We start from the raw sequence: 25,034 nt of genomic DNA on the forward strand, positions 1-25,034 counted from the left end.
GTGAAGTAGCGCATGGCGGCGGCAAGCTCGCCTTGCGGGCCGCCGAACTGCTCGAGGAGCAGATTGGCGAGGCCGGGGTTGGGCGCGGCAACGCGCACCGTGTACTGCAGACGTTTGTTGTGGATGAACATGGCAGGCTCCTTCGATGAAAGTGCGAGAGGTCCAAACAAGCGATGCGGGGAAGCGCCATCGAGCGTCCAGGGCTAGAACCGGATGGGCGCATCGAGTGAATAGCAGTGGGTATTCCCACGGCGCGCCGCGCCGTTGGATTTTTCCAATCGCGCCGATAGGGGCGACGCGCGGCGCGGTTTGCGCGGGCGTTTCCCAGGCGTGGGGCATTCGCCCCTCAAGGGGTGGACCCCGCTGCGCCGTTCGCGTTATTGCATCGCTTACGTACTGCGCGCAGTCGATGCCGTCATGGACATCCTGCGGCCGCCAACGCGGAACACGCGTTGCTGACCTTGTTTGCGGTCGCGGCATTTCCGCCGCTCACCGATGCAACACGCGATCCGACCTTTCACTCCCGCTGGAGGCAACAATGAAGGCGCTGATTTGGCAAGGCAAGAAAGACATCCGATACGAGACAGTCCCGGACCCGGTCATCGAGCACCCGCGCGATGCCATCATCAAGGTATCGACGTGCGCAATTTGCGGTTCGGACCTGCATCTCTTCGACGGCTTCATGCCTGGCATGGAATCCGGCGACATCATGGGCCACGAGTTCATGGGTGAGGTGGTCGAAGTCGGCGCCGACAACAAGGCGCTCAAGAAAGGCGATCGCATCGTTGTGCCGTTTACTATCGTTTGCGGCGAGTGCGATCAATGCAAGCGCGGCAATTTTTCGGTCTGCGAACGCAGCAACCGCAACAAGGATGTCGCGGACAAAGTGTTCGGCCACACGACTGCGGGCCTCTTCGGCTACACGCATCTGACGGGCGGTTATCCCGGCGGACAAGCCGAATACGTGCGCGTGCCGTTCGCGGACAAGACGCACGTCAAGATTCCGGACGGCCTGACGGACGAGCAAGTGCTCTTTCTCGGCGACATCTTCCCGACCGGCTGGCAGGCCGCCGTGCAATGCGATATCGAGCCGACCGACACGGTCGCGATCTGGGGCGCGGGCCCGGTCGGCCAGATGGCGATTCGCAGCGCGGTGCTGCTCGGCGCAAAGCAGGTGATTGCGATCGACTATATTCCCGAGCGCCTCGCGATGGCGCGCGCGGGCGGCGCGACCGTCATCAATTTCAAGGAAGAGAGCGTGCTGGAGCGCCTGCGCGATCTGACGCAAGGCAAGGGTCCGGAGAAGTGCATCGACGCAGTGGGCATGGAATCGCATGCGACGCGTTCCGTCGATGCCATGTACGACCGCGCGAAGCAGGCCGTGATGCTGGAGACGGACCGTCCGCATGTGCTGCGCGAGATGATCTACGTATGCCGTCCGGCGGGCACGCTGTCGGTGCCGGGTGTGTACGGCGGGCTCATCGACAAGATTCCGTTCGGCGCCGCGATGAACAAGGGACTGACGTGGCGCATGGGTCAGACGCACGTGAACCGCTGGACGGACGACTTGCTCAAGCGCATTCAGGACGGACAGATCGACCCGTCGTTCGTCATCACGCACACGGTGTCGCTCGCGGACGGGCCGGCCATGTACAAGACCTTCCGCGACAAGGAAGACGGCTGCATCAAGGTCGTGCTGAGGCCCTAAGCGCGTGATGCGTTGCGCGCGGGGCGAGTCGATTCGTATGCTTACCGTGCGCTTTCGCACATTCATGCCGGACGCGTGCTGGCGGGCCGGACCGCCGCCGATATATAGTCGGCGGCCCAGCAACGGACAGCATCGGAGGCGGCATGACACACGCTGACAACGCGCGGCGCGGCCTGCCTGCCCGCCGCGTCGAAAGTTCGGCCATGCGCATTCGCGGCGCATGACGCGTCTTTTTCCGCCGATGCGCGCGCTGGCCGTCGCGGTGGCCGCGCTGTGCGCGCATATGGGCGATGCCGCAGCGCAGGCTTATCGCGATGTCGCGCCGATCGCGCCGCCCGCCGCCGAGCGCCCACGCGCGCCGCAGCCGCCGCAGCAACCGGCCGACGAGTCGCAGGCCGTCGCAATCGAAGACTTGCGCGGCATGGCGTTCGCGCGCGCAGGCGAGGCCGCATCGGGCAATCGGCAGTCCGCCGCGCAGGGCGCGATCGCGTCCACTGACCTTCCGCTCCTCGACGCCGCGTTTCTCGACACCTTCGCCGCCGATCTCGGCAAGCCGCTTACCTTCGCGCGTCTCGCGCAGATCCGCCGCGCGGTCGTGCAGCGATATCGCGCCGCGGGACAGCCGCTCGTCGATGTCTACGTGCCCGAGCAGGACGTGAGCAACGGCGTGGTGACCATCGCGGTCGCCGAGTTCCGCGCGGGGCGCGTGATGGCGAAGGGCAACCGCTATTTCTCGGATGCGCTGCTCACGCGCGAGATGCCGCTTGCGAGCGGCGAGCCGATCCACGAGGCCGATGTCGCAGCGGGGCTCGCGCTGCTCAACGCGAATCCGTATCGCCGCGTCGATGTGATCTATGCTCCGGGCGAGGCGCAGAACACGACCGACGTCGTGCTGCAAACGGACGACCGCCTGCCGCTGCGCGTCTACGGCGGCTACAACAACGACGGCGTGCGCGATCTTGGACGCGACCGGGTTCTCGCGGGCTTCGACTACGGCAACCTGTTCGGCATCGACGCGCGCATCGGCTATCAGGCGACGGCGAGCAACGACCTCTTCTCGGGCAACCCCGACATCGAAGGACGTCCCGATCGCGCGCGCTTCGTCGCGCATTCGTTCAACTTTTTCGCGCCGCTGCCGTGGCTGGATCGCATCGAACTGTTCGGCGTGTTCGCGCAAAGCACGCCGCGCCTGCCGGACAGTTATGGACAGACCGGGATCAGTTCGCAGTTGAGCTTTCGCTACGACCGCCTGCTTCCGCCGCTGGACCGCGCGGGCGCATGGCAGCAGCAGATTCAGTTCGGCTATGACTTCAAGCGCTCGAACAACGACCTCGAATTCGGCGGCTTTCAGGTATTCAACGCGAACACGCATATCCACCAGTTCGTGTTTGCCTACGATCTGACGAACAGCGACCCGACGGGCGGCACGCATCTGAACGCGTCGCTCTTTGCGAGTCCCGGCCGTCTCGACAGCAGCAACAACGAAGCTGCCTTCGATGCCGCGCGGCTCGGCGCGACGCCGCGTTATCAGTACTTGCAACTGTCGGGGCAGAAGGAGTCGCCGCTGGGCGCGTCGGGATTTTCGGTGTCCGCGCGCGGGCTTTTTCAGTGGACCGGCAACACGCTTTTGCCGAGCGAAGAACTCGGACTAGGCGGCGATGCGACCGTGCGTGGCTACGAGCCGTATGCAGCGCAAGGCGATCGCGGCTGGAACGTGCAGACGGAAATGCGCGCGCCCCCGCTCACCCTAGGCGTCGCGGCGATGCAGCCGTTCGTCTTCTTCGATGCCGGACACGTGTGGAACCGCATTCCCGAAGCGGGCGAGGTCAACAACGCATCGCTTGCGAGCGTCGGCGCGGGCATTCGCTTCCAGATGGGGCGCTTCGTCAGCGTGCGGGGAACGTTCGGGTTCCCGCTGAAAGCGGTCGTGCCGAACGGATCGAAGGCGCCGCTCGGTGAAGTGTTCGTCGTGATCGGCAGTTGAAGGGCGGGCCGCAGCCCGCCCTTCGCTCTGCGCGAGACGCCTCAGGGCCGCGCCTGCTCCCAGCTCAGAACCGGATGCGTCGCGTTGGCGGGCATGGTCCACGCGCCGCCCGCGCCGAAGTTCCACGACTTGAAGTTGCCCGGCACGCGCATTTGCGCGTTGGAGAGCCCGTTCGCGTCGCCCGGCGCGGTGCCGTTGTTGACGGCCACGGCGTTCGTGAGCGTCGTCGTGTCACGGTTCCAGTAGACGTTGCCGATCACGCCCTCGTTCATCGCCGCGATGCCGCCGTACCCGGCAAACGGAGGTCCGCCGCCGCCGACCTGACCGACCGCGAACGATTCGTTGATGACGCCCGCGCTGCCGTTGTCGTAGACCAGTCCGCCGTCGCCGGTCTGGCCGCCCGTGCTGCCGGTCGCGTAGGACTGCGTGATCGTGCCGTTATTGAAGGCGACGAGCCCGCCCACCGATGCATGCGAGCCGCCAGTCAGATTGCCCGTCGCATACGACTGCGCGATGGTCCCGGTATTCACGCCCACGAGACCGCCCGACGGGCCCTGGAAGCCGACCGTCGCGCTGCTCGACGAACGCTCGATGCGGCCGTTGTTCGCGCCGACGAGCCCGCCGTTTCCTCCGCCGCCGAAGCCGCCGTACGACAGGTCGCCCGAAGTCGAGGCATACGTGACGAGGCCGTTGTTCTGCGCGGCGAGCAGGCCGTAGGTTCCGGGCGCGCCGCCGCCCACGCTGGCGTTCGTCAGCTTGATATCGCGCACGACGCCGCTCGCGCCGATCACCCCGAACATGCCGACGTAGCCCGACGACGAAGGATCGCTGACCGCTAGCCGGTCGATGGTGTGGCCGAAGCCGTCGAACTGGCCGGTGAACGGCGTGGCGGGCGTCGCGCCGATCGGCGTGAAGAAGTTGGGATACGCGGTCGCGCTCGCGTCGATGTCCTTGCCGAGCGCATAGTTGCCCGCGAGGTTCTGCGAGACGCGGCCGAGATCGGCGAGCGAGTTGACGAGCTTGTACGCGGTAATCTGCGTGACGACGCCGCTATACGGCGCGGCCGTCCAGCCGGCGTGCGTGAGCAGCGTGCCGGGCGCGTAGCTGCCGTTCATGTCGTAGAGCGCGCTCACGATGCCCGTGCTGCCCGACCAGTCGATGTTGCCGCGATTGGTCACGCTGCCGCCGTTGTCCACGCCCTTCGAATCGGCGCGCAGCGTGAGGCTGCCGCCGCCCGTGTTCGCGATAGTCGATGTCTGCGCCACCGTGACGCCATGCCCCGCGCCGAACGTCAGCGACGCGTTGCCGTTCCATCGCACGTTGCCGTTCACGGTCAGATCGCCGCCGGACTGTGCATTCACGGACGTGCCGTTGCCGAGGCTGCGCGACAACGCGTTCGCGGTGGCGCCGTCGATGGTGAAGGTCGGCGACGCGAGCGACCACTCGCCCGCGACAACGTTTGCGTTCGCGACATCGAGCGTGGCCGCGCGGGTTTCGACCGTGCCGCCGCTGCCGTTGGCATTCGTCGCGGCGAGAGTGCCCGCCGCATGCACCGCGCCCTGATCGGCGACGAGCCACACGTGGCCGTCGCGCTTCGCGGTGCCGGTCGCGCGGATCGCCGCGTTGTTGCCCGCGAGCGCGTAGACGTTGCCGTCGGCGGCCTGAAGGCTCGCTTGCGCCGCGTGGATCACGCCCGCGTTCGCGACCGTGCCGTGGCTGCCCGTTTGCACGAAAATCTGCTGGCCGCTCGATGAATCGTGCAGCAGCACTTGCGCGCCCGCCGCCAGTTCGGCGCTGCCTTTGGGCGCGTCGATGGAGCCGGCGTTGACTGCGGCCGTGCGCGAGACGAGGAAGACATCGCCGCCGCTCGATCCGATTTTGCCGAGATTCACCACGACGCCGCGGCCGTCGCCGGAAAAGGTGAGGTCGCCGCCCGTCATGAAGGCCGCGTCGCTCACGTTCAGCGAGGACGCGACGAAGCGCCCGCCCGTCGCGACCACGCCGCCCGGCCCGATCACCACGCCCTGCGGGTTGATGAGATACACGCTGCCGCTCGCGGTGAGCTGGCCGAGAATGGTGGACGGATCGCCGCCCGTCACGCGATTGAGCGTCGCGCCGTTGCCGTTGTTGAACGTGACCTGCCGGCCGCTGCCGATGGAAAAGCTCTTCCAGTCGATTACTCCGCGCGTCGAGGTCTGGTCGATCACGAGCGACCGGCCGCCGCCGGTGATCGAACCGCTGCCCACGGCGAACTGGCCGCCGCTCGGAAGCGGCGGCGCGGCGTGCGCGGAGTGAAGACCGACGATAAGCGGCACGATGGCCGAGAGCGGCCGAAGCCGCGAGGCGCGACTGAAAGAACCGATGCTGCGCTGCATACACCCTCCGGGCTGTGTCGATTTGTTTTGTCGTTCTTTGGCCGCTGACGGTGTAGCCGCGCCGTCATCGGCTAGCGAGAGGGCGAACATCGATGTGCGAGCAGGCGGCACGAATTTAGCAACGCGCCCGAACGCCGAAGTGTGTGCTACCGCACATTGGGCCCGCAGAAAATATCCGCGCGGCCGAAGGCTTGCTGCAAGGCGCGGACGACCGGCTTGTCAAGTGAAATAAGCGTTTGGAGGAAGGCGTTCTGTCGGACAAATGCAACGCCCGCGCGCGTGGTTGCCCACCGTCAGCGCAAGGGCCGCCGCCGGTCCGTTAGCTGAACCACGCACGCGTGGAAGATGCGCTGGACGAGCTCGCTCTCGTAGTCGAGATCGTCGCCTTCGATGATTTTCTCGATGGCGCTGCGTCCCGCTTCGGTATCGAGCAACGGACAGAAGCGCGACGCGAGCGCCTGAGCGGTGACGGAGAGCTTCGCGGTCTCGATCCAGTCGGCGGCGCGGTTGTGGTTGTCCAGCCAGCGATGCGCCGCGCGCACCTGAAACGACGGCTCGGGCCACGCGCCTTCGAGATAAAACGCGCCGAGAAAGCCGCATGTGAGCCAGCAGAGAAGATGCACCCGGTCGTCGGGTCCGAGCGGATAGCGGACTTGACTCATGATGGCACCACATGACACGGCGACGCGCGACGGCTTGAAGATAGCACGCCGCGGCGTTTGCGCGGGGCCTCAGTCCTCTTCGAACAAGTCTCTATATTGATGCGGCTGTGAGCGCAGATACTGCTTGGGCGCGCGCACGTGCGCGCCCAGTTGCGCCGCCGCGTGCCACGGCCAGCGCGGGTCGTAGAGCGCGGTGCGGGCGAGCGCGATCATGTCCGCGTCGCCCGTTCCGATGATGCTCTCCGCCTGCTCGATGCCGGTGATGAGCCCCACCGCGACGACCGGCATCTTCACCGCGCCCTTGACCGCGCGCGCAAGCGGCACCTGATAACTAGGACCGACAGGAATCTTCTGCGCCGGGTGCAGACCGCCGCTCGACACGTGGATCGAATCGCAGCCGCGCGCCTCCAGCGCGCGCGCGAAGGCGATGGTCTGTTCGATATCCCAGCCGCCTTCCACCCAGTCCGTGCCGGACACGCGGACCGTCACCGGCCGGTCCTCGGGAAAGGCGCCGCGCACGGCGTCGAAGACTTCGAGCGGAAAGCGCATGCGGTTTTCGAGCGAGCCGCCGTATTCGTCGTCGCGCCGGTTCGAAAGCGGCGACAGGAACTGATGCAGCAGATAACCGTGCGCCGCGTGAATCTGAATGAGGTCGAGGCCGAGTCGCGCGGCACGCTGCGCCGAGGCGGCGAAGGCGTCGCGGATGCGCTCCAGCCCCGCGCGGTCCAGCGCGACGGGCGGCGTTTCGTTCTCATCGAACGGCACGGACGAGGGCGCTTCGGTCTGCCAGCCATGCGCGTGGTCGGGCGCGAGTTGCGCGCCGCCTTCCCACGGCACTTCCGTCGATGCCTTGCGGCCCGCGTGGCTCAACTGGATGGCGATCGGCATGTCGGACCAGCGGCGGATGCCCTTCAGCGTGCGTTCGAGGGCGGCTTCGGTCTCGTCATTCCATAGGCCGACATCCGCCCACGTGATGCGGCCTTCGGGCAGCACGGCGGTCGCCTCGATGGTGAGCAGCGCCGCACCCGACAACGCGAGCTGGCCGAGATGGATCAGGTGCCATTCGTTCATGCAGCCGTCTTCGGCCGAGTACTGGCACATCGGTGCAATGACGATGCGGTTCGCCAGTTCGAGATTGCGCACGCGCGCGGGGGAAAACAAAGCGGCTTGTGGCATAGGGGGTCTCCGGAATGACAGATGGTCGGAGAGGGCAGCAATCGATATTCCGGCATGCCGGCGCCGTGTCCGCGCGCGTCCAATAACCATTGAATGCCAAATGAAGGCCGGTTCCTAAGCGTTTGTTAAGGAACCGTTCCGGAAAATGCAGGTTGCCCGCCCGGCGGGCGCCCCACAAAACAACTGCGAGGTCGCCGCCATGCCGCATTCCTTTGCCCTTCGACCGAGCCTGCATGCATGATGCAGCGCGTCTGCACGTCTTTCCCGCTGAAACTGGCCGATGACGCCGTGTGGCGTTATCACGATCTCGCGAAATCGCGCGCCGTCGACCGGCCGCCCGCGAGCGGCGAGTTGTGCGTGTGGCTCGTCACGAGCGAATTCCGCTTCGCGTCGGCGTCGAACGTCGGCAGCTGGCTGAGCGTCGCGGAGCGCAGGCGCGCGCGACTGCATCCGCATTCGGCCATCGGGCGGCGTTTGGGCGTGGCGCGCGCGACGCTGCGGCTCGTCGTCTCGCAGATGTTCGATTGCCGTCCGCAAGAAGTGCAGGTCGAGGACGGCCCGGACGAGCGCATCATCGCCACCGACCCGCGCGGCGAACGCAGCGTTCATGTCGATGTCGCGTATTCGGGCATCTGGATCGTGATCGCGGTGGGATCGGCGAGCGTCGGGATCGGCGTCACGGTGGATGCGCTCGCGGATGCCGCGCGTATCGCCAAGACGCGCGCCGAACGGTGCGAGAGCGGCGCGGATGCATCGTGGCACGCGATCGTGCTGCCGATGCCCGGCGAGATACGCGGCGTCGTGGCGGTCGGCGGTGCGGTGACGGACGTGCAGGCGTTCGGCTGGGAGAAGCCGGCCGTAGCCGATGCGGTGAAGACGGGGCGGTGACGGCGCGAATGCGGCGAAACGCGGTCAGCGCTCCGATGGGATCGTTTGCATGACGAATAAACGAGTCGTGCCTGTGAAGAAAGTTTTCCTAACGAATGTCCGGCCACAATACGGCGCCTCCTAACATTCCGAGCGTCAATCACTAGGCTTTCATCGCGCCGCCCAAACATCAGGCGAATCAGCAAAGCTGACCGTCGAACGAGACGCGAACGAGCTTTCACATCGGACGAAACACCTTAGGCATAATACTCGTTACCCGAGGATACTGAGCGCGCTTGCCTATGACACGCCCCGCCCTGGAATGCCGCCGCCTTCACAAAACCTATGGTCCCGGCAGAACCATTCTTGCAGGGCTGGACTTCACGCTCGGCGCGAGCGAATTCATCGCGATTATGGGCGATTCGGGCGTGGGAAAATCCACGCTGCTCAATCTGATCGCAGGCCTCGACGCCCCCGACAGCGGCGAGATTCTGATCGACGGCGTGCCTATCTCCGCGATGAGCGACGAAGCTGCCACCAAAACCCGGCGCGAAAAGCTCGGCTTCGTGTTTCAGGCGTTTCACGTGCTGCCGCATCTCACGCTGGTGCAGAACGTCGCGGTGCCACTGCTCCTGAACGGCCTGCCGACCACGCCCGCGCACGGCATGCTCGCCGCCGTCGGTCTCTTCAATCGTCAGAACGATCTCCCGCGCCAGCTTTCCGGCGGCGAACTTCAGCGCGTGGCCATCGCGCGGGCGCTGGTGCATCGCCCGCGGCTGATACTCGCCGACGAACCGACCGGCAATCTCGATCCGCAAACGGCTCACGAAATTCTCGGCCTCTTCCACGCCGAAACGAAAGCAACCGGGGCGGCCGCGATCATGGTCACGCATTCGGAAGCCGCCGCCGCGTTCGCGGACCGCGTGCTGATCCTCGCCGACGGCACGCTGCACGAAGCCGCGTCGCTCGCGGCGTTCAACGAGTCGCGCGCACGATGACGGCGCGCGCCGCCGGTCATCGCATGCTCGCGCGCTGGCTGCTGGGCGCTCAATGGCGCAGTCATCGCGGGCGAGCGCTCGTCGCCGTGCTGACGATCGCGCTCGGCGTCGGGCTCGGCTACGCGGTGCAACTCATCAATAGCGCGGCCTTCAACGAATTTTCCGCCGCCGCGCGCAGCCTGTCCGGGCAGGCGGATTTGCAGGTGCGCGGCGCGCAACAGTTCATCGACGAGCGCCTTTATCCGATGCTCGCCATGCGCCGGGGCGTCGTCGTGGCGAGCCCCGTGCTCGAACTCGATGTCGCGGTGCCGAAGCAAACCGCGCCGCTCAAGGTGCTCGGCATCGACGTGTTCCGCGCGAAGCGCATCGCGCCCGATCTGACCGGCGTGCCGTCGCCGCAGACGCCGCTCGACGTCTTGTCGGACGACGCCATCTTTCTCTCGACGGCCGCGCAGCAATGGCTGAACACGCGCGTCGGCGCGGACGTCGATTTGCAGAACGGCACTTCGCCGGTGCGCTTGCGCGTGGCGGGCGGCATCGTGCGGGCCTTGGCCGGCCAGCGTATCGGCGTGATGGATATTGCGGCCGTGCAGTCGCGTTTCGGCGTGCAGGGGCGGCTCTCCCGCGTGGACCTGCAACTGGCGCGCGGGGTCGATCGCGAAGCGTTTCGCCGCGCGTTGCAGGATGAACTGGGCCCGCGCTTCGTCGTCGCGGAGACGCGCGACACCGAAAGCCGCACGGACAGGCTGTCGCGCGCCTACCGCATCAACATGAACGTGCTCGCGCTGGTTGCGCTCTTCACCGGCGCGTTCCTCGTCTTCTCGACGCAGGCGGCGGGCGTCGTGCGACGCCGCGCGCAGTTCGCGATGCTGCGCGTGCTCGGCATGACGCGCGGCCAGCTCGTGCGGCAGATCATGTCCGAAGGCGCGTTGCTCGGCGTGGCGGGCGCGCTGTTGGGCATCGCGCTCGGCTTTGCGGTGGCCGGGCTCGCGCTGCGCTTTTTCGGCAGCGATCTCGGCGGCGGCTACTTCCCGGGCGTGCAGCCGCGCGTGCATTTCGAGCCGGTTTCGACCGCGATCTTTCTGGCGCTCGGCTTGGGCGTCGCGCTCGCGGGCACCTTCGTTCCCGCGCTCGAAGCGGTTCGCGCGCGCCCTGCGCCGGCCCTGAAAGCGGGCAGCGAGGAAGCCGCGCTCTCGCCGCTTTCGACGCCGTGGCCCGCGCTCCTGTGTCTCGTCGCGGGCGCGGCGCTCACGCAGGCGCCGCCCATCGACGATGCGCCCATCGCGGGTTATCTCGCCGTCGCGCTGCTGCTGGTGGGCGGCATCGCGCTGATGCCGCGGCTCACGGCGATGGTCTTCGGCGCGGCGAGCGCGGCCTACGCGTGGCTGCGCCGCAATCATGGTCGCAGCGCGGTGGGCACGCTCGCGCTCGCGCGGCTCGCGAACGCCCCGGGCCAGGCGTCGATTGCAATGGGCGGCGTGCTGTCGAGCTTCACGCTGATCGTCGCGATGGCGATCATGGTGGCGAGCTTCCGGATATCGGTCGTGGACTGGCTGGAGCATCTGCTTTCCGCCGATGTCTACGCGCGGCTCGCATCCACCGGCGATACGGGCGGCCTCACGCCGCAGCAGCAGGCGCAGATCGCGGCCACCGGCGGCGTCGCGCGGGCGGCGTTCTCGCGCTCGTCGCAGGTGACGCTCGATGCCTCGAAACCGCCCGTCGCGGTGATCGCCCGCGAGATCAACGGCGCGGACCCCGGCGCGATGCTGCAAATGACCGGCGCGACGCTGCCGCCCGAAGCCTGGCGGGCCGACGAAACGCCGGTGTGGGCGTCCGAGGCGATGGCCGATCTCTACGGCTATCGCACCGGCCAGCGCGTGACGCTGCCGCTCGGCGGCGCGGACGAACATTTCGTCGTGGCGGGCATCTGGCGCGACTACGTGCGGCAGACGGGCGCGCTGCAACTGCGGCTCGCGGACTATCGGCGGCTGACGGGCGACATGGGCGCAACCGAAGTGGCCATCACGCTGCGCCCGGGCGTGCGGGCAGGGCAGGTCATCGCGGCGCTGCAAAGCCTGCCGTTCGGCGACGCGCTGGAGTTCTCGCAGCCCGGCGACATCCGCTCGCGCACGCTGACCATCTTCGACCGCAGCTTCGCAGTGACATACCTGCTCGAAGCGGTGGCGATCATCATCGGCTTGTTCGGCGTCGCGGCGACGTTCTCGGTCCAGACGCTCGCGCGCTCGCGCGAATTCGGCATGCTGCGCCATGTCGGCGTGACGCGAAAGCAGATCCTCGCGCTGCTCGCCTCCGAAGGCGGCCTGCTGACGCTGCTCGGCATTGCCATGGGCTGCGTGCTCGGCTTCGCCATCAGTCTGATCCTCGTTTTCGTGGTCAATCCGCAATCGTTCCACTGGACCATGTCGCTGCATGTGCCGTGGACGATGCTCGTCGTCATCGGCGTGGTGATGCTCGTGTCTTCCTGTACGACGGCGGTGCTGGCGGGGCGGCGCGCCGTATCGGTCGATGCGGTGCGCGCCGTGCGGGAGGACTGGTGATGCGCTCGTTGCTCGCGATGCTTTCGGCGCTGGCCGCGTTCTTTTCGACGAGCGCGCTCGCCGCCGATGCGCCGTTCGCGGCGGTCGAGCCAGGCCGGGCGATCGACTGGCCGCAGGACAGCGGCGCGCATCCCGCGTACCGCACGGAGTGGTGGTATGCGACCGGCTGGCTGCAAACGCCGGACAAGAAGCCGCTCGGCTTCCAGATCACCTTCTTTCGCTCGAATACCGGCAAGGGCGGCGGCGGCGCGTTCGATCCGTCGCAGGTCATCGTCGCGCACGCCGCGCTCTCCGATCCGGCGTTCGGGCGGCTCGTGCACGATCAGGACATCGCGCGGCAGGGTTTTGGGCTCGCGTATGCGGCGAACGGCAACACCGACGTCAAGCTCGACGCATGGCGCATGGTTCGCGAAGCGGATGGCCGCTACGCCGTGAGCGCAGATGCCGCCGGCTTCGCGCTGCATCTCACGTTCACGCCGACGCAGCCGCCGATGGTTCAGGGCGAGCGCGGTTATTCGCGCAAGGGGCCGTCGCCGGAAGAAGCGAGCTATTACTACAGCGAACCGCAATTGCAGGTGACGGGAAGCGTCACGCGGCCCTCCGCGAAAGGCCGGGGCGATACGGTCGATGTCACCGGCAGCGCGTGGCTGGATCACGAGTGGTCGAGCACCTTGCTCCCCGCGGACGCCGCCGGCTGGGACTGGCTCGGCGCGAACCTCGACGACGGTTCCGCGCTGATGGCGTTCAAAGTTCGCAGCCGCGATGGCCGCGCGGTCTGGGCGCACGCGGCGCTGCGCGACCGCGATGGCCGCACGACGCGGTTCGGCCCCAACAATGTCGAGTTCACGCCGGAGCGCCAGTGGCGCTCGCCGCGCACGAACACGCGCTATCCGGTCGCGATGACGGTGCGCGTCGGCGCGATGCGCTGGCGTCTTGCGCCGCTCATCGACGATCAGGAACTCGACTCGCGTGAATCCACCGGCGCGGTGTACTGGGAAGGCGCCGTGACGGTGAAGGGCGAAGGTCAGGCCGAAGGCAAGGGCGGACGCGGCTATCTCGAACTCACGGGCTACGGCAAAGAGGCCGAAGCAGGGAAGCGGTGACGAAGCGGCCGCCAGCAAGAACCCCAAAATAGGCCGACAATATAGGGGTTTACGCAAATTCACCGCCTCGACTCATCATGTCCGACTTAGCCAGCCCTCTTCGCCGCCGCACCGAGATCAACCCGAAGCCGTTGACCGTGGCCTGCCTCCTTCTACTTGCCGGTGTGCTCTATCTCGCGCAGACTGCGGGCGCGCGTCAGGCCGCGTTGTACGTCGTCGGCGCGCTGCTCGGCGTCGCGCTCTATCACGCCGCCTTCGGCTTCACTTCCGCGTGGCGCGTTTTCATTGCCGATGGCCGCGGCGCCGGCCTGCGCGCGCAAATGCTCATGCTGGCCGTGGGCGTCGCGTTGTTCTTTCCCGCGCTGTCCGCCGGGTCGCTCTTCGGCATGCCTGTGAGCGGGCTCGTGTCGCCTGCGGGAACGTCGGTCATCGTGGGCGCGTTTCTCTTCGGCATCGGCATGCAACTGGGCGGCGGCTGCGCATCCGGCACGCTCTATACGGTCGGCGGCGGCAGCACGCGCATGATCGTGACGCTTGCCGCGTTCATCGTCGGATCGGTGATCGCGACCGCGCATATGCCGTTCTGGACCGGGCTGCCTTCGTTGCAGCCCATCTCGCTCGTGAAGTCGCTGGGCCTCGCGCCCGCGCTCGCCGTCAACTGGATCGTGTTCGCGCTGATCGCCGCGCTGACGGTCGTCATCGAGAAGCGCCGGCACGGCAAGCTCGTCGCCGCGCACGTGCAGCCAGCGCACACGTCGCCGTGGCTGCATGGTCCGTGGCCGCTCTTGGCCGGCGCGCTGGCGCTCGCGGTGCTCAACTTCGCCACGCTCGCGCTGTCGGGCCGGCCGTGGGGCGTCACGTCCGCGTTCGCGCTGTGGGGCGCGAAGGCGGCGTCCGCTATCGGCTTCGACGTTGCGAGCTGGCCGTACTGGATGAGCAAGCCGAACGCCGCGGCGCTCGCCGCGCCGGTTTCGCACGATGTGACGTCCGTGATGGATATCGGCATCGTGCTCGGCGCGATGCTCGCCGCCGCGCTCGCGGGCCGCTACGCGCCGGTCTGGCGCGTGCCGATGCGCTCGCTGATCGCTGCCATCGTCGGCGGTCTGCTGCTCGGCTACGGCGCGCGGCTCGCATACGGATGCAATATCGGCGCGTACTTCAGCGGCATCGTGTCGGGCAGCCTGCACGGCTGGCTGTGGCTCGTGGCGGCGTTCTTCGGCAACGTGCTCGGCACGCGCCTGCGCCCGCTCTTCGGGCTGGAAGTCGAACGCGTCAGGCCGACGGCCTGTTAAGAAGTCAACGCGCCGGCCACCGGTTCTCGAAGACGCATTCTTCGTGCGGCCGGCGCGTGGCCCACCCTTCGGTTTCCAGCATCGGCGCGTCGTAGAACCGCTCGACGTGTCCTACGCAGAGAATCGCCACGGGCCGCGCGCCTGCGGGCATCGCGAGCACGTCGGCAATTTCGCGCGGGTCGAAAAGCGACACCCATCCCATGCCGATGCCTTCCGCGCGCGCCGCCAGCCACATGTTCTGAATGGCGCAGGCCACCGACGCCAGATCCATCTCGGGCAGCGTCCGGCGGCCGAACACATGGCGCTCGCGGCCGTCCATCAGCGCCATGACGAGCACCTCCGCGCAATCGCGCATGCCCTCGACCTTCAACTTCATGAACGCATCGCGCCGCTCGCCGAGCGCATCGGCGGTCAGCAGACGCTCGCGCTCGACCGCCGCATGAAGTTGCGCGCGAATCTCGGGGCATGTGATCCGGACGATACGCCACGGCTGCATGAAGCCGACGCTCGGCGCATGCAACGCGGCGTCGATGAGCCGCTGCATCACGGGCGGCGCAACAGGATCGCTCACGAAATGGCGCATGTCGCGGCGCTCCTGAATGGCGCGGTATACGGCGTTGCGTTCCGATTCGCTGAAGGTCTGGTTATCCATGGTCTCGAAGAAATTGCGGTACCGCCACTCTATCCGCATCGCGGTTTGCCGGACAGCCGACCTTCGCTCAGTACGCCTTGCATTTGCATAACGGTGCGGTAGCCCACCTTCGCGGCGAGGAAAATCAGCGAACATGCGCGAGGCTGTCCGGAACAGTCGCCTGACCGATATCAGTCTCGTGCGAGCTGCGGGGCTGGGTCGACACATCGTCTGGAGATCGCCATGTTCAACGAACCCGTTCTGCGCCGCGGTGTACGCTGGATGCTGCTCGTCGTGATGTATTACGTGGTCGCGGCGGCATCGTACAACGGTTATTTCACGAAGTGGCAATTCCGCGACCAGACGCCGGAATGGGCGTTGCCCGCCATGCTCGATGGCACGATCGATCGTCCCTTCGTTTATCGCCAGTTATTGCCGATGCTCGCGAACGGCGTCGAACGCGCCATGCCGGAGAAGCTGAAGACGAAAGTCGACGCGCTTCTGATGGACGACAACCGGACGCATCACCCGATCACATGGTTCTACCCGAGCGCCGTCGACGCGCGTAATCCCCAGTACGCGCTGCGTTATTACCTGATCTTCGGCATGTCGTTCACCGCGCTTTTTCTCGCGATGTTCGCCATGCGCGCCGTCTGCCTGACCTTGCAGGCGGACAGAACCGCCAGCACGCTCGCACCGATGGCGCTCGCCGCGGTCTTCCCGCTGATATTGACCGACGGCGCCTATTTCTACGACTTCCCCGAACTGCTTTTCATGATGCTCGCGGTATGGCTCGCGGCGACCGGCCGAGCGTTATGGCTAATTCCGCTCACGGCCATCGCGACCTTGAACAAGGAATCGTTTCTCTTCTTCGTGCTCACGTTGTTTCCGTTTCTTCATGCGCGACTTTCTTTGCGTCGTGCCGTGATCGCGCAGGCGGTGTTGCTCGCCATCGCGGCGGCCGTCAATGTGGCCGTCAAGCTGAAATATGCGGGAAATAGCGGCGATGTCGCGCAGTTTCATCTATTTCATAATCTCGACTTTCTGATTCATCCATTGAGCTATCTGCGCTTCGAATACAACTATGGCGTCGTGATGTCGAAGGGTTTCAACGTCATCAACATCGTGATTGCCGTTGTTCTGCTGCGCTCGGGATGGAGCAAGCTGCCGCTCGTATTCCGGCGTCATGTATGGATTGCGCTGGCCGTGAACGTGCCGCTTTTCATCACGTTCGGATTCCACGATGAATTGCGCAATCTGAGCATGTTGATCGTGGGCCTTCTCATGATTCTGTGCGTGAACATTGCACTCCTCTTGGCGTACGAGCGCGCGGGCGCAACCGCGGCGGCGGATGCGCGAAGCGATGTGCCCGACACGCCCGCCGCGACGCCACTGCGCGAGCGCAACGCCATGGCCCGTTCCTCTCGTTGATCCACCGTAGCCGCGCGTATTTTGTCGGGAGACCGATTCATGCCATTCGATCACGGCGTCTTCACCGTTTCTCTCGACTTCGAGTTGCTATGGGGCGTGCGCGAAACGCGCACCATCGAAAGCTACGGGGACAACCTGCGCGGCGTGCGGCGCGCCATTCCCGAGATGCTTCGCGTGTTCGGCGCAAGCGGCATTCACGCGACGTGGGCGACGGTAGGCTTCCTGTTTCATCGCGATGTCGCGGAACTGAAGGCGAATCTGCCGGATGCGCGGCCGCGCTATACGCGGCCGGGCATATCGCCCTATGAGTACATCGAAGCTGCGCGCGATCTCGATCCGCTCTATCACTTCGCGCCGGAACTGATCGAGCGCATTGCGCGCCAGCCGGGACAGGCCATCGGCACGCATACGTACTCGCACTACTATTGCCTGGAAGAGGGACAGGGCCTGCGCGAATTCGAAGCCGATCTCGCGCGCGCCGTCGAAGTGGCGCGGCGCGCGGGCGTGTACGTGCGAAGCATCGTGTTTCCGCGCAACCAGTGCAACGACGCATACCTCGCTTCGCTTAGCCGCTTCGGGGTGCTGTGTTATCGAGGAACGCAAGAGGGGCACGCCTATGCGGCGTCCGACAAGGCAGGACAGAGCCGGCTCAAGCGAGCGACGCGCCTGCTCGACGCATACATCGACCTCTCCGGCCACAACACCTATGCGCTCGACGACTGCTATCGCGCGATGCCGTTCAATTTCCCGGCGAGCAGCTTCTTGAGGCCGTATAAGCGCAAAACGGCGTGGCTGGACAGTTTTCGCCTGAAGCGAATCACCGACGCGATGACCTACGCGGCCATCAACAAGCGGCTCTATCACCTGTGGTGGCATCCGCACAACTTCGGGCGCGACACGGCGCAAAACATCGCGTTCCTGCAGCGCATCGCGGACCACTACGCGCATCTGCGCGACAAGTACGAATTCGTGTCGATGAACATGGAAGAGCTGTGCGCGCTCGCCGCCCATCATCGGACGAACGAGCCCGAGTACAGCGCATCCGAAGCGGCGACCTGAGCCGCTGCTTCCGTTCCGTCAGCGCCGCGTCTCCTGCGACGTGGCCGGCGTGATCGACGAATGGCCGACCAGGAAGCGCGGTGTCCTGAAATGCACGATGCACGTGTAGAACCACACGTAGACGCTCACGAATACGAGGTCGGTGGCGAATAGCGCGACGGGCTCGTTCCAGAACAACGACGCAGGCACGACGCCTACCGAGCACAGCACCCACAGATAAGGCGACGTGCGCGCATTGCGGCGTCCGCGCTGCCGTACATCGCGATAATCCGCGCCCCGTAGTGCAATGCGCCGATACACGAGCGTATGCAGATGCACGCCGTCCGGTTCGCTGACCGGCCGCCCGCGCACCAACTTGCGCCGATAGATCGAGAAGATGGTTTCGAACAGCGGATAGATGGCGACCACGGCCGCGTACCACGCCGAAACCGCCGGGTGGCGCGCGATCAGGAGTACGAGCAGTTCCGCCATGACGAAGCCGATGAAATAGGCGCCGCCATCGCCGAGAAAGATCGCGGCGCCCGGATAGTTCCAGACGGCGAAACCGAGGATGGTGCCGATCATCGTCAATGCAACGCTCATGATGAGCCAGTCGCCCACTTGATGCGCGACAAAGCCTATCGAGCCGAAGATGAGGATGGACGATACCGAAGCGAGGCCGTTCATGCCGTCGATCAGGTTGATCGCATTGGTGAGCCCCGACACCGTGAGCACGGTTAGCGCGATGGCGAGCGGCATCAGCGCGAGACCGCGATCGACGATCGGCAAATCTACGCGCCCGATCACGGCATTCAACGCATAGACGCCGCCGATCGCGCCCGCCATCGCCGCGAGCAACCTTGCGCGCGGGCTCACGCGCTTGGTCAAGTCCTCCACGCAGCCTGCCGCGAACGGCACCGCCGCGCATGCGAGCAGCAACAAAGACTCGCCGCGCGGGTTCGCGCCGAATAGCCCGCCCATGACAAAGGTAATACCCGTTCCTCCGATGATTGCGATGCCGCCGACACGCGGAACCGGAAACGCATGATTTTTCTGCACTCCCGTGAGATCGTTGTCGAGCCATCTCGATCCCGCATGGCTCGTGTATTTCACGATCAGAAGAGTCAGACAAAACGAAGTGAAGCAGCCGAGGGCAAGGTTCAGCATTGTCGTTTACTCATTTTGTCAACAGTGCGGAGGATTCGGTTTGAAACATGCTGCACCTGCGTACGATGGCCGCGATTCGATGCGCACGCGCCCATGCGGTTAAGCAGATGCAACAGACTCGCTTCGGCTCAAAAAAGGAACACCGATAAATAAGGGCTCCGAAGTCCCGTTTAGAAGAAACCTTTATTATGATTAATCAGGGAATTCCCGCGCATTCGCGGACGTTTGGAGTCCGAATATCATCGCGCGGACAGCCGTTTCGGTAACTAGGTTTTTCGTTGACGAAATGTTGGCTAGACCGCGTATTGATCCAAAATTGGCGGGTCGCAAAAGCCTACGTTTGTGCTTTAGCGACCTTGCGGACATATCTCATGTCGCCATCATGACAATCGAACGGTCATGCAATGTCCGGAGCGGCCCATCGGCGGACGATATAGCGGCCTTCGCGCTTTCGTGCGAGGTCGTCGCTCACCACGCGGGCAGGCGCGCCCGCAACCGTGACGTTGGAAGGCACATTCGACGTCACGACGCTTCCCGCGCCGATAGTCACCGAATCGCCGATTAATACGTTCTCTACAATGCACACGTTTGGACCGATATATACGTTGTCCCCAATGGTTGCGGCTTGTCCGTGATTGGAGCCGATGGTGACGCCTTGAGAGAGATTGCAATTGGCGCCGATCAACGTTGTTTCATTCACGACGATGGTGCCGAAATGGCCGATGTAGAGTCCCGGTCCGATACGCGTTCCCACCGGAATGACAATGCCGAATTGACGCTGTTTGCGGCGCAATATGATTCTAAGGAGTACGCCGGACAATCCTCGGGAATACCCCGACGCGAGGCGAAACCACACGGAGTAATTGAATCCTTCGGATGAAACGAATTTGCGAATGAACACGCCGGCACCGATCGATCCGGCGTAGCGGTAGAGATCGCTTCTGATAAGGTCGATGGGCTTCATTGCTCGATTTGTCGTGTGAGTTGAAGAGCGGGAATGGCGGGCGTTGCCGCGTAGCCTAGCGGGGACGAGCGGGCATATAAGTGTGAGAACTCACATTTCGTTTGGCTTATTCGATATGACGCGCGCATGCGCCTGAACGGTATGCAGAGAAGACTCGCGATACAGATGATTGCATCTGGCGTCCTGATGAAAAGCGTCGCGCCGCGGCTCGCGTGGGCAGACGATACGGTCGATGCCGCCACCTTCGGGGTGAAAGGCGACGGCACGACGAACGATCGCGTCGCGCTTCAGAAGGCCATCGACGCATCCGTCGGCAAGACGCTCGTGATCGGCGGACGCTGCCGCATTGACGCGAGCGGCATCGCACTCCGGAGCGGATCGCGCGTGCGCTTCCGCCCCGGCGCATCCATTAAGCTGCTGCGGCACGACACGCCGTTCTATCAGATCGTCCGCATCTGGGACGTGAACGACGTCGTGCTGGAAGGCGCCATGCTCGACGGCAGCAAGGAACTGAACGCCGCGCCCGCCAAACGCCATGAAGAGGGCTACGGCATGGGCATTTCGGTAGCGGGCAGCGCCAACGTGACGATTCGGTCGGCGACGACCATCGGCTGCTGGGGCGACGGCGTGTACATCGCCAACAGCTATCGGCCGAGCGCCACCGCGTCGGACGGCATTCGTCTCGTCGATCACCGCGCGGTCGGTTGCCGGCGACAAGGCGTGTCGATCATCAGTGGCCGCAATATCACCATCGAGCGCGGCGTGTGGGAAGACATCGGCGGCACGGCGCCCTCAGCGGGACTCGATATCGAGCCGAATTCGAATGAGGACGTGCTCGAAAACATCCGCGTCGTCGATCCCGTCACGCGCCGCTGCAAGATCGGCATTCTCGTGTTTCTCGCGCAATTGCCGGGACCGAGGGCGAAGAATGTCGATATTCGAATCACCGGGCATCGCGATGAAAATTCGGCCGATAACGCGTTCAGTGTTTCAGGACTCGATACGAAAGGGTGGATCGTGAAGGGCCGCGTGGAGAGCCGCGCGCCTACATGGGTGAATTCCCGGCTTGCGTCGGTTGAGAACGTGGACTATGACAAGCGCGGTCCCACTGTCGTCGTGACGGACCTGCGGCTCGTCCGATAGCGCCGTCCGCGCGTTGTGTGACAACGTACAGACTCGATGCGTGCGCCGCCGCACGCTCGCGTTAGGCCGATTATTCCTTTGGGAATCCTTAGATGAAAGCACGGGCAATGCGATTGAGCGACGCACAGGCGTCCCGGACAGGGCATCGCGCGCAGAACTTCTTTGCGACGCCGAGCGGCTGGGCTTATATCGCCATTGCGCTGGTCATTCTGTATCTGATGGCGACGAGTCCGCGCGAGGTGTCCACGCTGCTCGACCAGGACAACTACCTCGAATACTTCCGCCGCACGACGTGGGACTGGTTCGTCAGTTCCTATTATCAACGGACATCGACGCTTGCATTTGTCATCAGCACCGTCACCGAGGAGTTCGGCTGGCGCGCATGGGTGGTCGGGCTGAATGCGCTCGGCTTGTCGCCCGAAACGGGCGTGCGCGTGACCGTGGTGCTGCTCAACACGCTGATCTTTATCGCGCTGCTGGAAGTGCGCAGGCCGCTCGTCGGACTATGCCTGTGGGCAGTCGTGCCGATGGCGCTCGCCACCGTCGGCACATTTCAGATTCGTCAGGGCATGGGCTTTTCCATCGCCATGCTGCTCTCGCTGCGGTATCAGCGGCCTGTGACCGGCTGGGTACTCGCGAGCTTCGTTCACACGACGTTCGCCATTCCGGCGCTGCTGCTCATGGCAATTCGCGCGTGCGGCGACCGCCGGCGGCTTTCTTTCGCATGCGCGGGCGTCACGGCGCTCGTGCTCGTATCGTCAGCGGGCTTTCTGTTCCGCAACTTCGGCGGCCGACGCATCGACGAATATGCAGGCTATCAGAACGACTTCACGATGAAGCTCGTGATCTTGCTGGTCGTCTATATGACCGCGTCCATCGTCATGCTGTATTCGGAATGGAAGAACAGGCCGAAGGCGCAGCCCACGGTCTGGACCGAGCTGGCCACCATGCATATCGTGCTGGTCTTTTATCTGGTGCTCGCGTTCGCGCTGTTCCCTTTCGGCAAGGGGCGCGTCTGGTATTGCGTGCAGCTGCTCTTGCCGTTCATCGTGGCGCAGATTCGCTTCCGCAATGCTTTTTCGATCTGGTGGATCGTGGGCGTGTTGCTGGTGCTATCCGCCGAGATCATCAAGAGCTACTTCGAGGGCGTCTACGCGTACTTCATCGGAGGCTAGGCAGCGAGCGGTGGTCATCGACGCGATGTGTAAGCCGATGACGACCGCCCGAGCGCGTCAGATCACGTCTTTTCCGCCGGCATTTTGCGCAGACGCTTGGCGCCTGTCTTGGTCGCGGTCTTTTCGCCGCGCAGGACGGTACGCAGGGCGCCGAAGTCCGCGCGCACTTTCTCGATTTCATAGCGCGTGACGAGACGGCCGCCGAAGCCCGACAGGAAGTCGAGAATGCTGGCGGTGGAAATGCCGTCGAGGTCGAACAGCAGCTTGCGTTCGCGGGCCACGCGCGCCGCTTCCCAGATGAGCAGGCTGATGGCTCCACCGTGCGCTTCCGGAAGACGCGAAGAAAGCAGGTAATAGAGCGCACGGTCGTCCCAGACGAGCGCGGTCTCGGCCACGAGCTTGCCGGTCTGATCGAACGCGCCGAGCAACGTGCCCGACTTGCGCTGGAGCACTTCAGTAAGCAGTCGCCGCATGATCTGCGAGCCATAGACGTTGTTGCGCTTGCGCACGGCGAGGTTATCGTCGTAGAAGCGCGTGAAGCCGTCCGGGCTGTCGATCTCGCGAATGGTGAGCTGCTCGCTCGCGCGCCGCACCCAGTTGCGGGTATTGCGGCGCAGGCCGGACCATGCCTCTTCTTCCGTGCGTTCGGCGGGCATTTCCATCGTGTAGCCGATCGACACGTCGTAGCCGTGAATCATGAAGGCGAAGGCTTCGGCTTCCGACATGCGCGTATCCATCAGTTGATGGAAATGCGCGACCGGCGGGAGCTTGGCGATCAGTTGCCTCGTAATGTCCAGTCGATAACACCATTCGCGGTCGGGGGTGCCCGACTTCTGCGGCTTGATGACGGGCCCGAGCGTGCGGGTCATCGGCGGCAAGGCCGAGATGCGCCAGATGCCCTTGCGTTCGAGCGTGTACGGCATCTCGCCGATGACTTCATCGCCCTGTTTGACCTCGGCGATGCCCCACCTGCCGTCGCTGGTGATATCGAGCCACCACGGCTGATGAAAGATCGACCGTTCGAACGCTCCTTGCGGTCGAGCGTTGTCGTTCGCGCTCGTGACGATCTCTTTTGATTTAGCCTTGGGTTTGTTGGGTTTTGTCTTGGGTTTGGCTTTGACTGCTTCGGTATTCGTCGTATCGGGTAGAGCACTGACAGAAAAGCATTCGTTATCCATTGTCCCTCGCAACTCGGTTCATGATAGCCATGGGGCTAGATTCGGGCCTTTCGGCAGTATCAGGATCAGGCGCTGTGCGCGTTAGTCGACAACTTTCCGACGCCTCGCATGGCGGGATGGAAAGCGTGTGCCGAGATCGGATCAAAGAGGCAATGCATATTTTTCGGCGATGTCAAGTCACGTCATCAGGCGACGTATTACGGTGTTTTACCGCAGGGTATTGAGCATTCGCGTGAACCACTGTACGGCATCGCACGTTGCGCCCCTTGCTCGCCGATGCAAGATTTCAGGCGCAGGACACCCAAGGGTCCAGACTCGCGTACTTTTGTCCAACCCGTCGATCCCTGTTCCACGGGCGATCCTAAACCAAGCAAGGGCTTAGGCACATTCATGATTGCACCAGCACCGCACATCGAGATCATCAAATCACCCGAAGTATTCAAGGCACTCGAACCCGAATGGCAGGCCCTCTGGAGCCGCGCCAAGGGACGCCATCACGAATCGTTCCCGGTTGCGTGGCTAAGTTGGGAGTGCGTCGCCAAACCGCTCGGGCGCGCGTTGCGGCTCATCGCGGTTCGTAGTGAAGGTCGGCTCATTGCGGCATGGCCGCTCGTGCGCTCGCGCAATCGGCTCTGGACCATACTGCGTCCGTTGAGCCCGGAATCCGCTGACTATACGACCGTGCTCGCCGACCCCGACTATGCGTCGCCCGCGCTGACCGAAGCAGTCTGGCGCGCGGCGCGAGAGCAGTGCCCCTCGGACATTATCCTGCTTCCTTATCTGGACAAGAACGGCGATCTGTATCGGCTGGCGAGCGCCCACGACGGCATGATGGTGGCGAACGAGCATCCCTACGCCATTGCGCGACTCTCGCGCGAGAAGGACTGGGAGAGCTTCTCCGCTCCGCTCGGCACGCTATCCGGAAAGAAGCCCGGCGCGTTGCTCAGGCGTCTGGAGCGGCAGGGCAAGGTCGAGATTCGCATTCTTGGCCCCGACGACGCCGACGAAAACGCCCGCATGGTCGACTGGATGCTTGCCTGCAAGCGCAACTGGGCCGAGCGCGTCGACAAGAAGGGCGCCTGGCTCTATTCCCCGCTCTTCCGCAATTATCTAGTCAACATCCTCAACTACCCGGCCGGGCCTGACTCCGAGCCGAGCGCGCGGATGATGGTGCTCATGCTCGACGGCGCTCCCATCGCGGCCAATATGATCGGGATGGGCACCGACAGCATTCTCGGCGCGATGGGCGGATTCGACCGCCAGCACAGCAAGCTCGCGCCCGGCGCGATCACCACCGAGGCGTGGGTGCGCTGGGCGCTCGAACACCAACTGGACTTTGACCTCGGCGTCGGGTCCGAGGCATTCAAGCCGTACTGGAGCAAAGGCAATCTCGCGATCGCAGTCAGTCTTCAGATCGCCCAGTCTCCGTGGGGACGCGTCGCATTCGCCATGCAGGACGGCATTGCGAAACTCGCCGCTATTCGCGCCGGAATGCGCCGGCCGAGTACCGATGCGACATCCGGAAAAACCCGCGGTGAATCAGTAGAAACCCGCACGAGCGAAGCCGCTAAATAATCTGAATAA

General features: G+C 64.7%; 20 protein-coding genes. 12 read left to right on the top strand and 8 right to left on the bottom strand.

Going from position 1 to position 25,034, the window contains the following annotated elements; all coding sequences use genetic code 11:
* Positions 1-131 (bottom strand): manganese catalase family protein (locus NCR37_RS21035; protein ID WP_250474961.1); only part of this gene is annotated, 131 nt, incomplete at its 3' end.
* Between the two features lie 407 nt (positions 132-538).
* Here NCR37_RS21035 and NCR37_RS21040 point away from each other — a divergent pair.
* Complete coding sequence (locus NCR37_RS21040; protein WP_250474763.1) at positions 539-1,708, top strand: zinc-dependent alcohol dehydrogenase; 1,170 nt, start codon at positions 539-541, stop codon at positions 1,706-1,708.
* A gap of 241 nt (positions 1,709-1,949) precedes the next feature.
* Positions 1,950-3,692, top strand: coding sequence for a ShlB/FhaC/HecB family hemolysin secretion/activation protein (locus NCR37_RS21045; protein ID WP_250474962.1), 1,743 nt, complete (start codon positions 1,950-1,952; stop codon positions 3,690-3,692).
* A 41-nt stretch (positions 3,693-3,733) separates the two neighbouring features.
* On the opposite strand, the gene NCR37_RS21050 is transcribed toward NCR37_RS21045, so the two are convergent.
* The 3 genes from NCR37_RS21050 to NCR37_RS21060 form a co-directional block, all read right to left on the bottom strand.
* Positions 3,734-6,067 carry a two-partner secretion domain-containing protein gene (locus tag NCR37_RS21050; RefSeq protein WP_250474764.1) on the bottom strand — a complete coding sequence of 778 codons (2,334 nt, stop codon included), beginning with the start codon at positions 6,065-6,067 and terminating at the stop codon, positions 3,734-3,736.
* Between the two features lie 293 nt (positions 6,068-6,360).
* Positions 6,361-6,729, bottom strand: a complete 369-nt coding sequence (locus tag NCR37_RS21055) for a hypothetical protein (protein WP_250474765.1) — start codon at positions 6,727-6,729, stop codon at positions 6,361-6,363.
* Between the two features lie 69 nt (positions 6,730-6,798).
* Positions 6,799-7,905: an NADH:flavin oxidoreductase/NADH oxidase gene (locus NCR37_RS21060; RefSeq protein ID WP_250474766.1), complete on the bottom strand. Its 1,107-nt coding sequence runs from the start codon at positions 7,903-7,905 to the stop codon at positions 6,799-6,801.
* A gap of 237 nt (positions 7,906-8,142) precedes the next feature.
* Between NCR37_RS21060 and NCR37_RS21065 the strand changes: the two genes are divergently transcribed.
* From NCR37_RS21065 to NCR37_RS21085, 5 genes are all read left to right on the top strand, one after another.
* Positions 8,143-8,793: a hypothetical protein gene (locus NCR37_RS21065; RefSeq protein WP_250474767.1), complete on the top strand. Its 651-nt coding sequence runs from the start codon at positions 8,143-8,145 to the stop codon at positions 8,791-8,793.
* Between the two features lie 281 nt (positions 8,794-9,074).
* Complete coding sequence (locus tag NCR37_RS21070; RefSeq protein ID WP_244850670.1) at positions 9,075-9,770, top strand: ABC transporter ATP-binding protein; 696 nt, start codon at positions 9,075-9,077, stop codon at positions 9,768-9,770.
* Positions 9,767-12,328, top strand: coding sequence for an FtsX-like permease family protein (locus NCR37_RS21075; protein ID WP_250474768.1), 2,562 nt, complete (start codon positions 9,767-9,769; stop codon positions 12,326-12,328). Before NCR37_RS21070 ends, NCR37_RS21075 begins: the two co-directional genes overlap by 4 nt.
* Positions 12,328-13,431, top strand: coding sequence for a lipocalin-like domain-containing protein (locus tag NCR37_RS21080; protein WP_250474769.1), 1,104 nt, complete (start codon positions 12,328-12,330; stop codon positions 13,429-13,431). The genes NCR37_RS21075 and NCR37_RS21080 overlap by 1 nt, the downstream gene beginning before the upstream one ends.
* Before the next feature lie 77 nt (positions 13,432-13,508).
* Complete coding sequence (locus NCR37_RS21085; RefSeq protein WP_250474770.1) at positions 13,509-14,723, top strand: YeeE/YedE family protein; 1,215 nt, start codon at positions 13,509-13,511, stop codon at positions 14,721-14,723.
* Positions 14,724-14,727: 4 nt separating this feature from the next.
* Here the strand turns inward: NCR37_RS21085 and bluB are convergent, their stop codons facing one another.
* The gene (gene bluB, locus NCR37_RS21090; RefSeq protein ID WP_250474771.1) at positions 14,728-15,375 is read right to left on the bottom strand and encodes a 5,6-dimethylbenzimidazole synthase; all 648 of its coding nucleotides are present in this window, start codon (positions 15,373-15,375) and stop codon (positions 14,728-14,730) included.
* 222 nt (positions 15,376-15,597) lie between these two features.
* Here bluB and NCR37_RS21095 point away from each other — a divergent pair, with 222 nt between their 5' ends.
* Together NCR37_RS21095 and NCR37_RS21100 are read left to right on the top strand one after the other, a co-directional pair.
* On the top strand, positions 15,598-16,785 hold the full coding sequence (locus tag NCR37_RS21095) for a hypothetical protein (protein ID WP_250474772.1): 1,188 nt from the start codon (positions 15,598-15,600) through the stop codon (positions 16,783-16,785).
* A gap of 39 nt (positions 16,786-16,824) precedes the next feature.
* A complete protein-coding gene (locus tag NCR37_RS21100; RefSeq protein ID WP_250474773.1) occupies positions 16,825-17,844 on the top strand; it encodes a polysaccharide deacetylase family protein in 1,020 nt (339 codons plus the stop codon).
* An 18-nt stretch (positions 17,845-17,862) separates the two neighbouring features.
* On the opposite strand, the gene NCR37_RS21105 is transcribed toward NCR37_RS21100, so the two are convergent.
* Positions 17,863-18,990 carry an MraY family glycosyltransferase gene (locus NCR37_RS21105; protein ID WP_250474774.1) on the bottom strand — a complete coding sequence of 376 codons (1,128 nt, stop codon included), beginning with the start codon at positions 18,988-18,990 and terminating at the stop codon, positions 17,863-17,865.
* Positions 18,991-19,387: 397 nt separating this feature from the next.
* Complete coding sequence (locus tag NCR37_RS21110) at positions 19,388-19,954, bottom strand: serine O-acetyltransferase (protein WP_250474775.1); 567 nt, start codon at positions 19,952-19,954, stop codon at positions 19,388-19,390.
* 165 nt (positions 19,955-20,119) lie between these two features.
* Here NCR37_RS21110 and NCR37_RS21115 point away from each other — a divergent pair, with 165 nt between their 5' ends.
* Positions 20,120-21,097 carry a right-handed parallel beta-helix repeat-containing protein gene (locus NCR37_RS21115; RefSeq protein WP_250474776.1) on the top strand — a complete coding sequence of 326 codons (978 nt, stop codon included), beginning with the start codon at positions 20,120-20,122 and terminating at the stop codon, positions 21,095-21,097.
* Between the two features lie 92 nt (positions 21,098-21,189).
* Positions 21,190-22,272: an EpsG family protein gene (locus NCR37_RS21120; protein ID WP_250474777.1), complete on the top strand. Its 1,083-nt coding sequence runs from the start codon at positions 21,190-21,192 to the stop codon at positions 22,270-22,272.
* 62 nt (positions 22,273-22,334) lie between these two features.
* Here NCR37_RS21120 and NCR37_RS21125 read toward each other — a convergent pair whose 3' ends face one another.
* Positions 22,335-23,450 (bottom strand): GNAT family N-acetyltransferase, encoded by a 1,116-nt coding sequence (locus NCR37_RS21125; protein ID WP_250474778.1) that lies wholly within the window; start codon positions 23,448-23,450, stop codon positions 22,335-22,337.
* Between the two features lie 108 nt (positions 23,451-23,558).
* Between NCR37_RS21125 and NCR37_RS21130 the strand changes: the two genes are divergently transcribed.
* Positions 23,559-25,025, top strand: a complete 1,467-nt coding sequence (locus tag NCR37_RS21130) for a GNAT family N-acetyltransferase (protein ID WP_250474779.1) — start codon at positions 23,559-23,561, stop codon at positions 25,023-25,025.
* The last annotated feature ends 9 nt before the right edge of the window (positions 25,026-25,034 follow it).

Source organism: Caballeronia sp. GAFFF1, assembly GCF_023630705.1.
GTDB lineage: Bacteria > Pseudomonadota > Gammaproteobacteria > Burkholderiales > Burkholderiaceae > Caballeronia.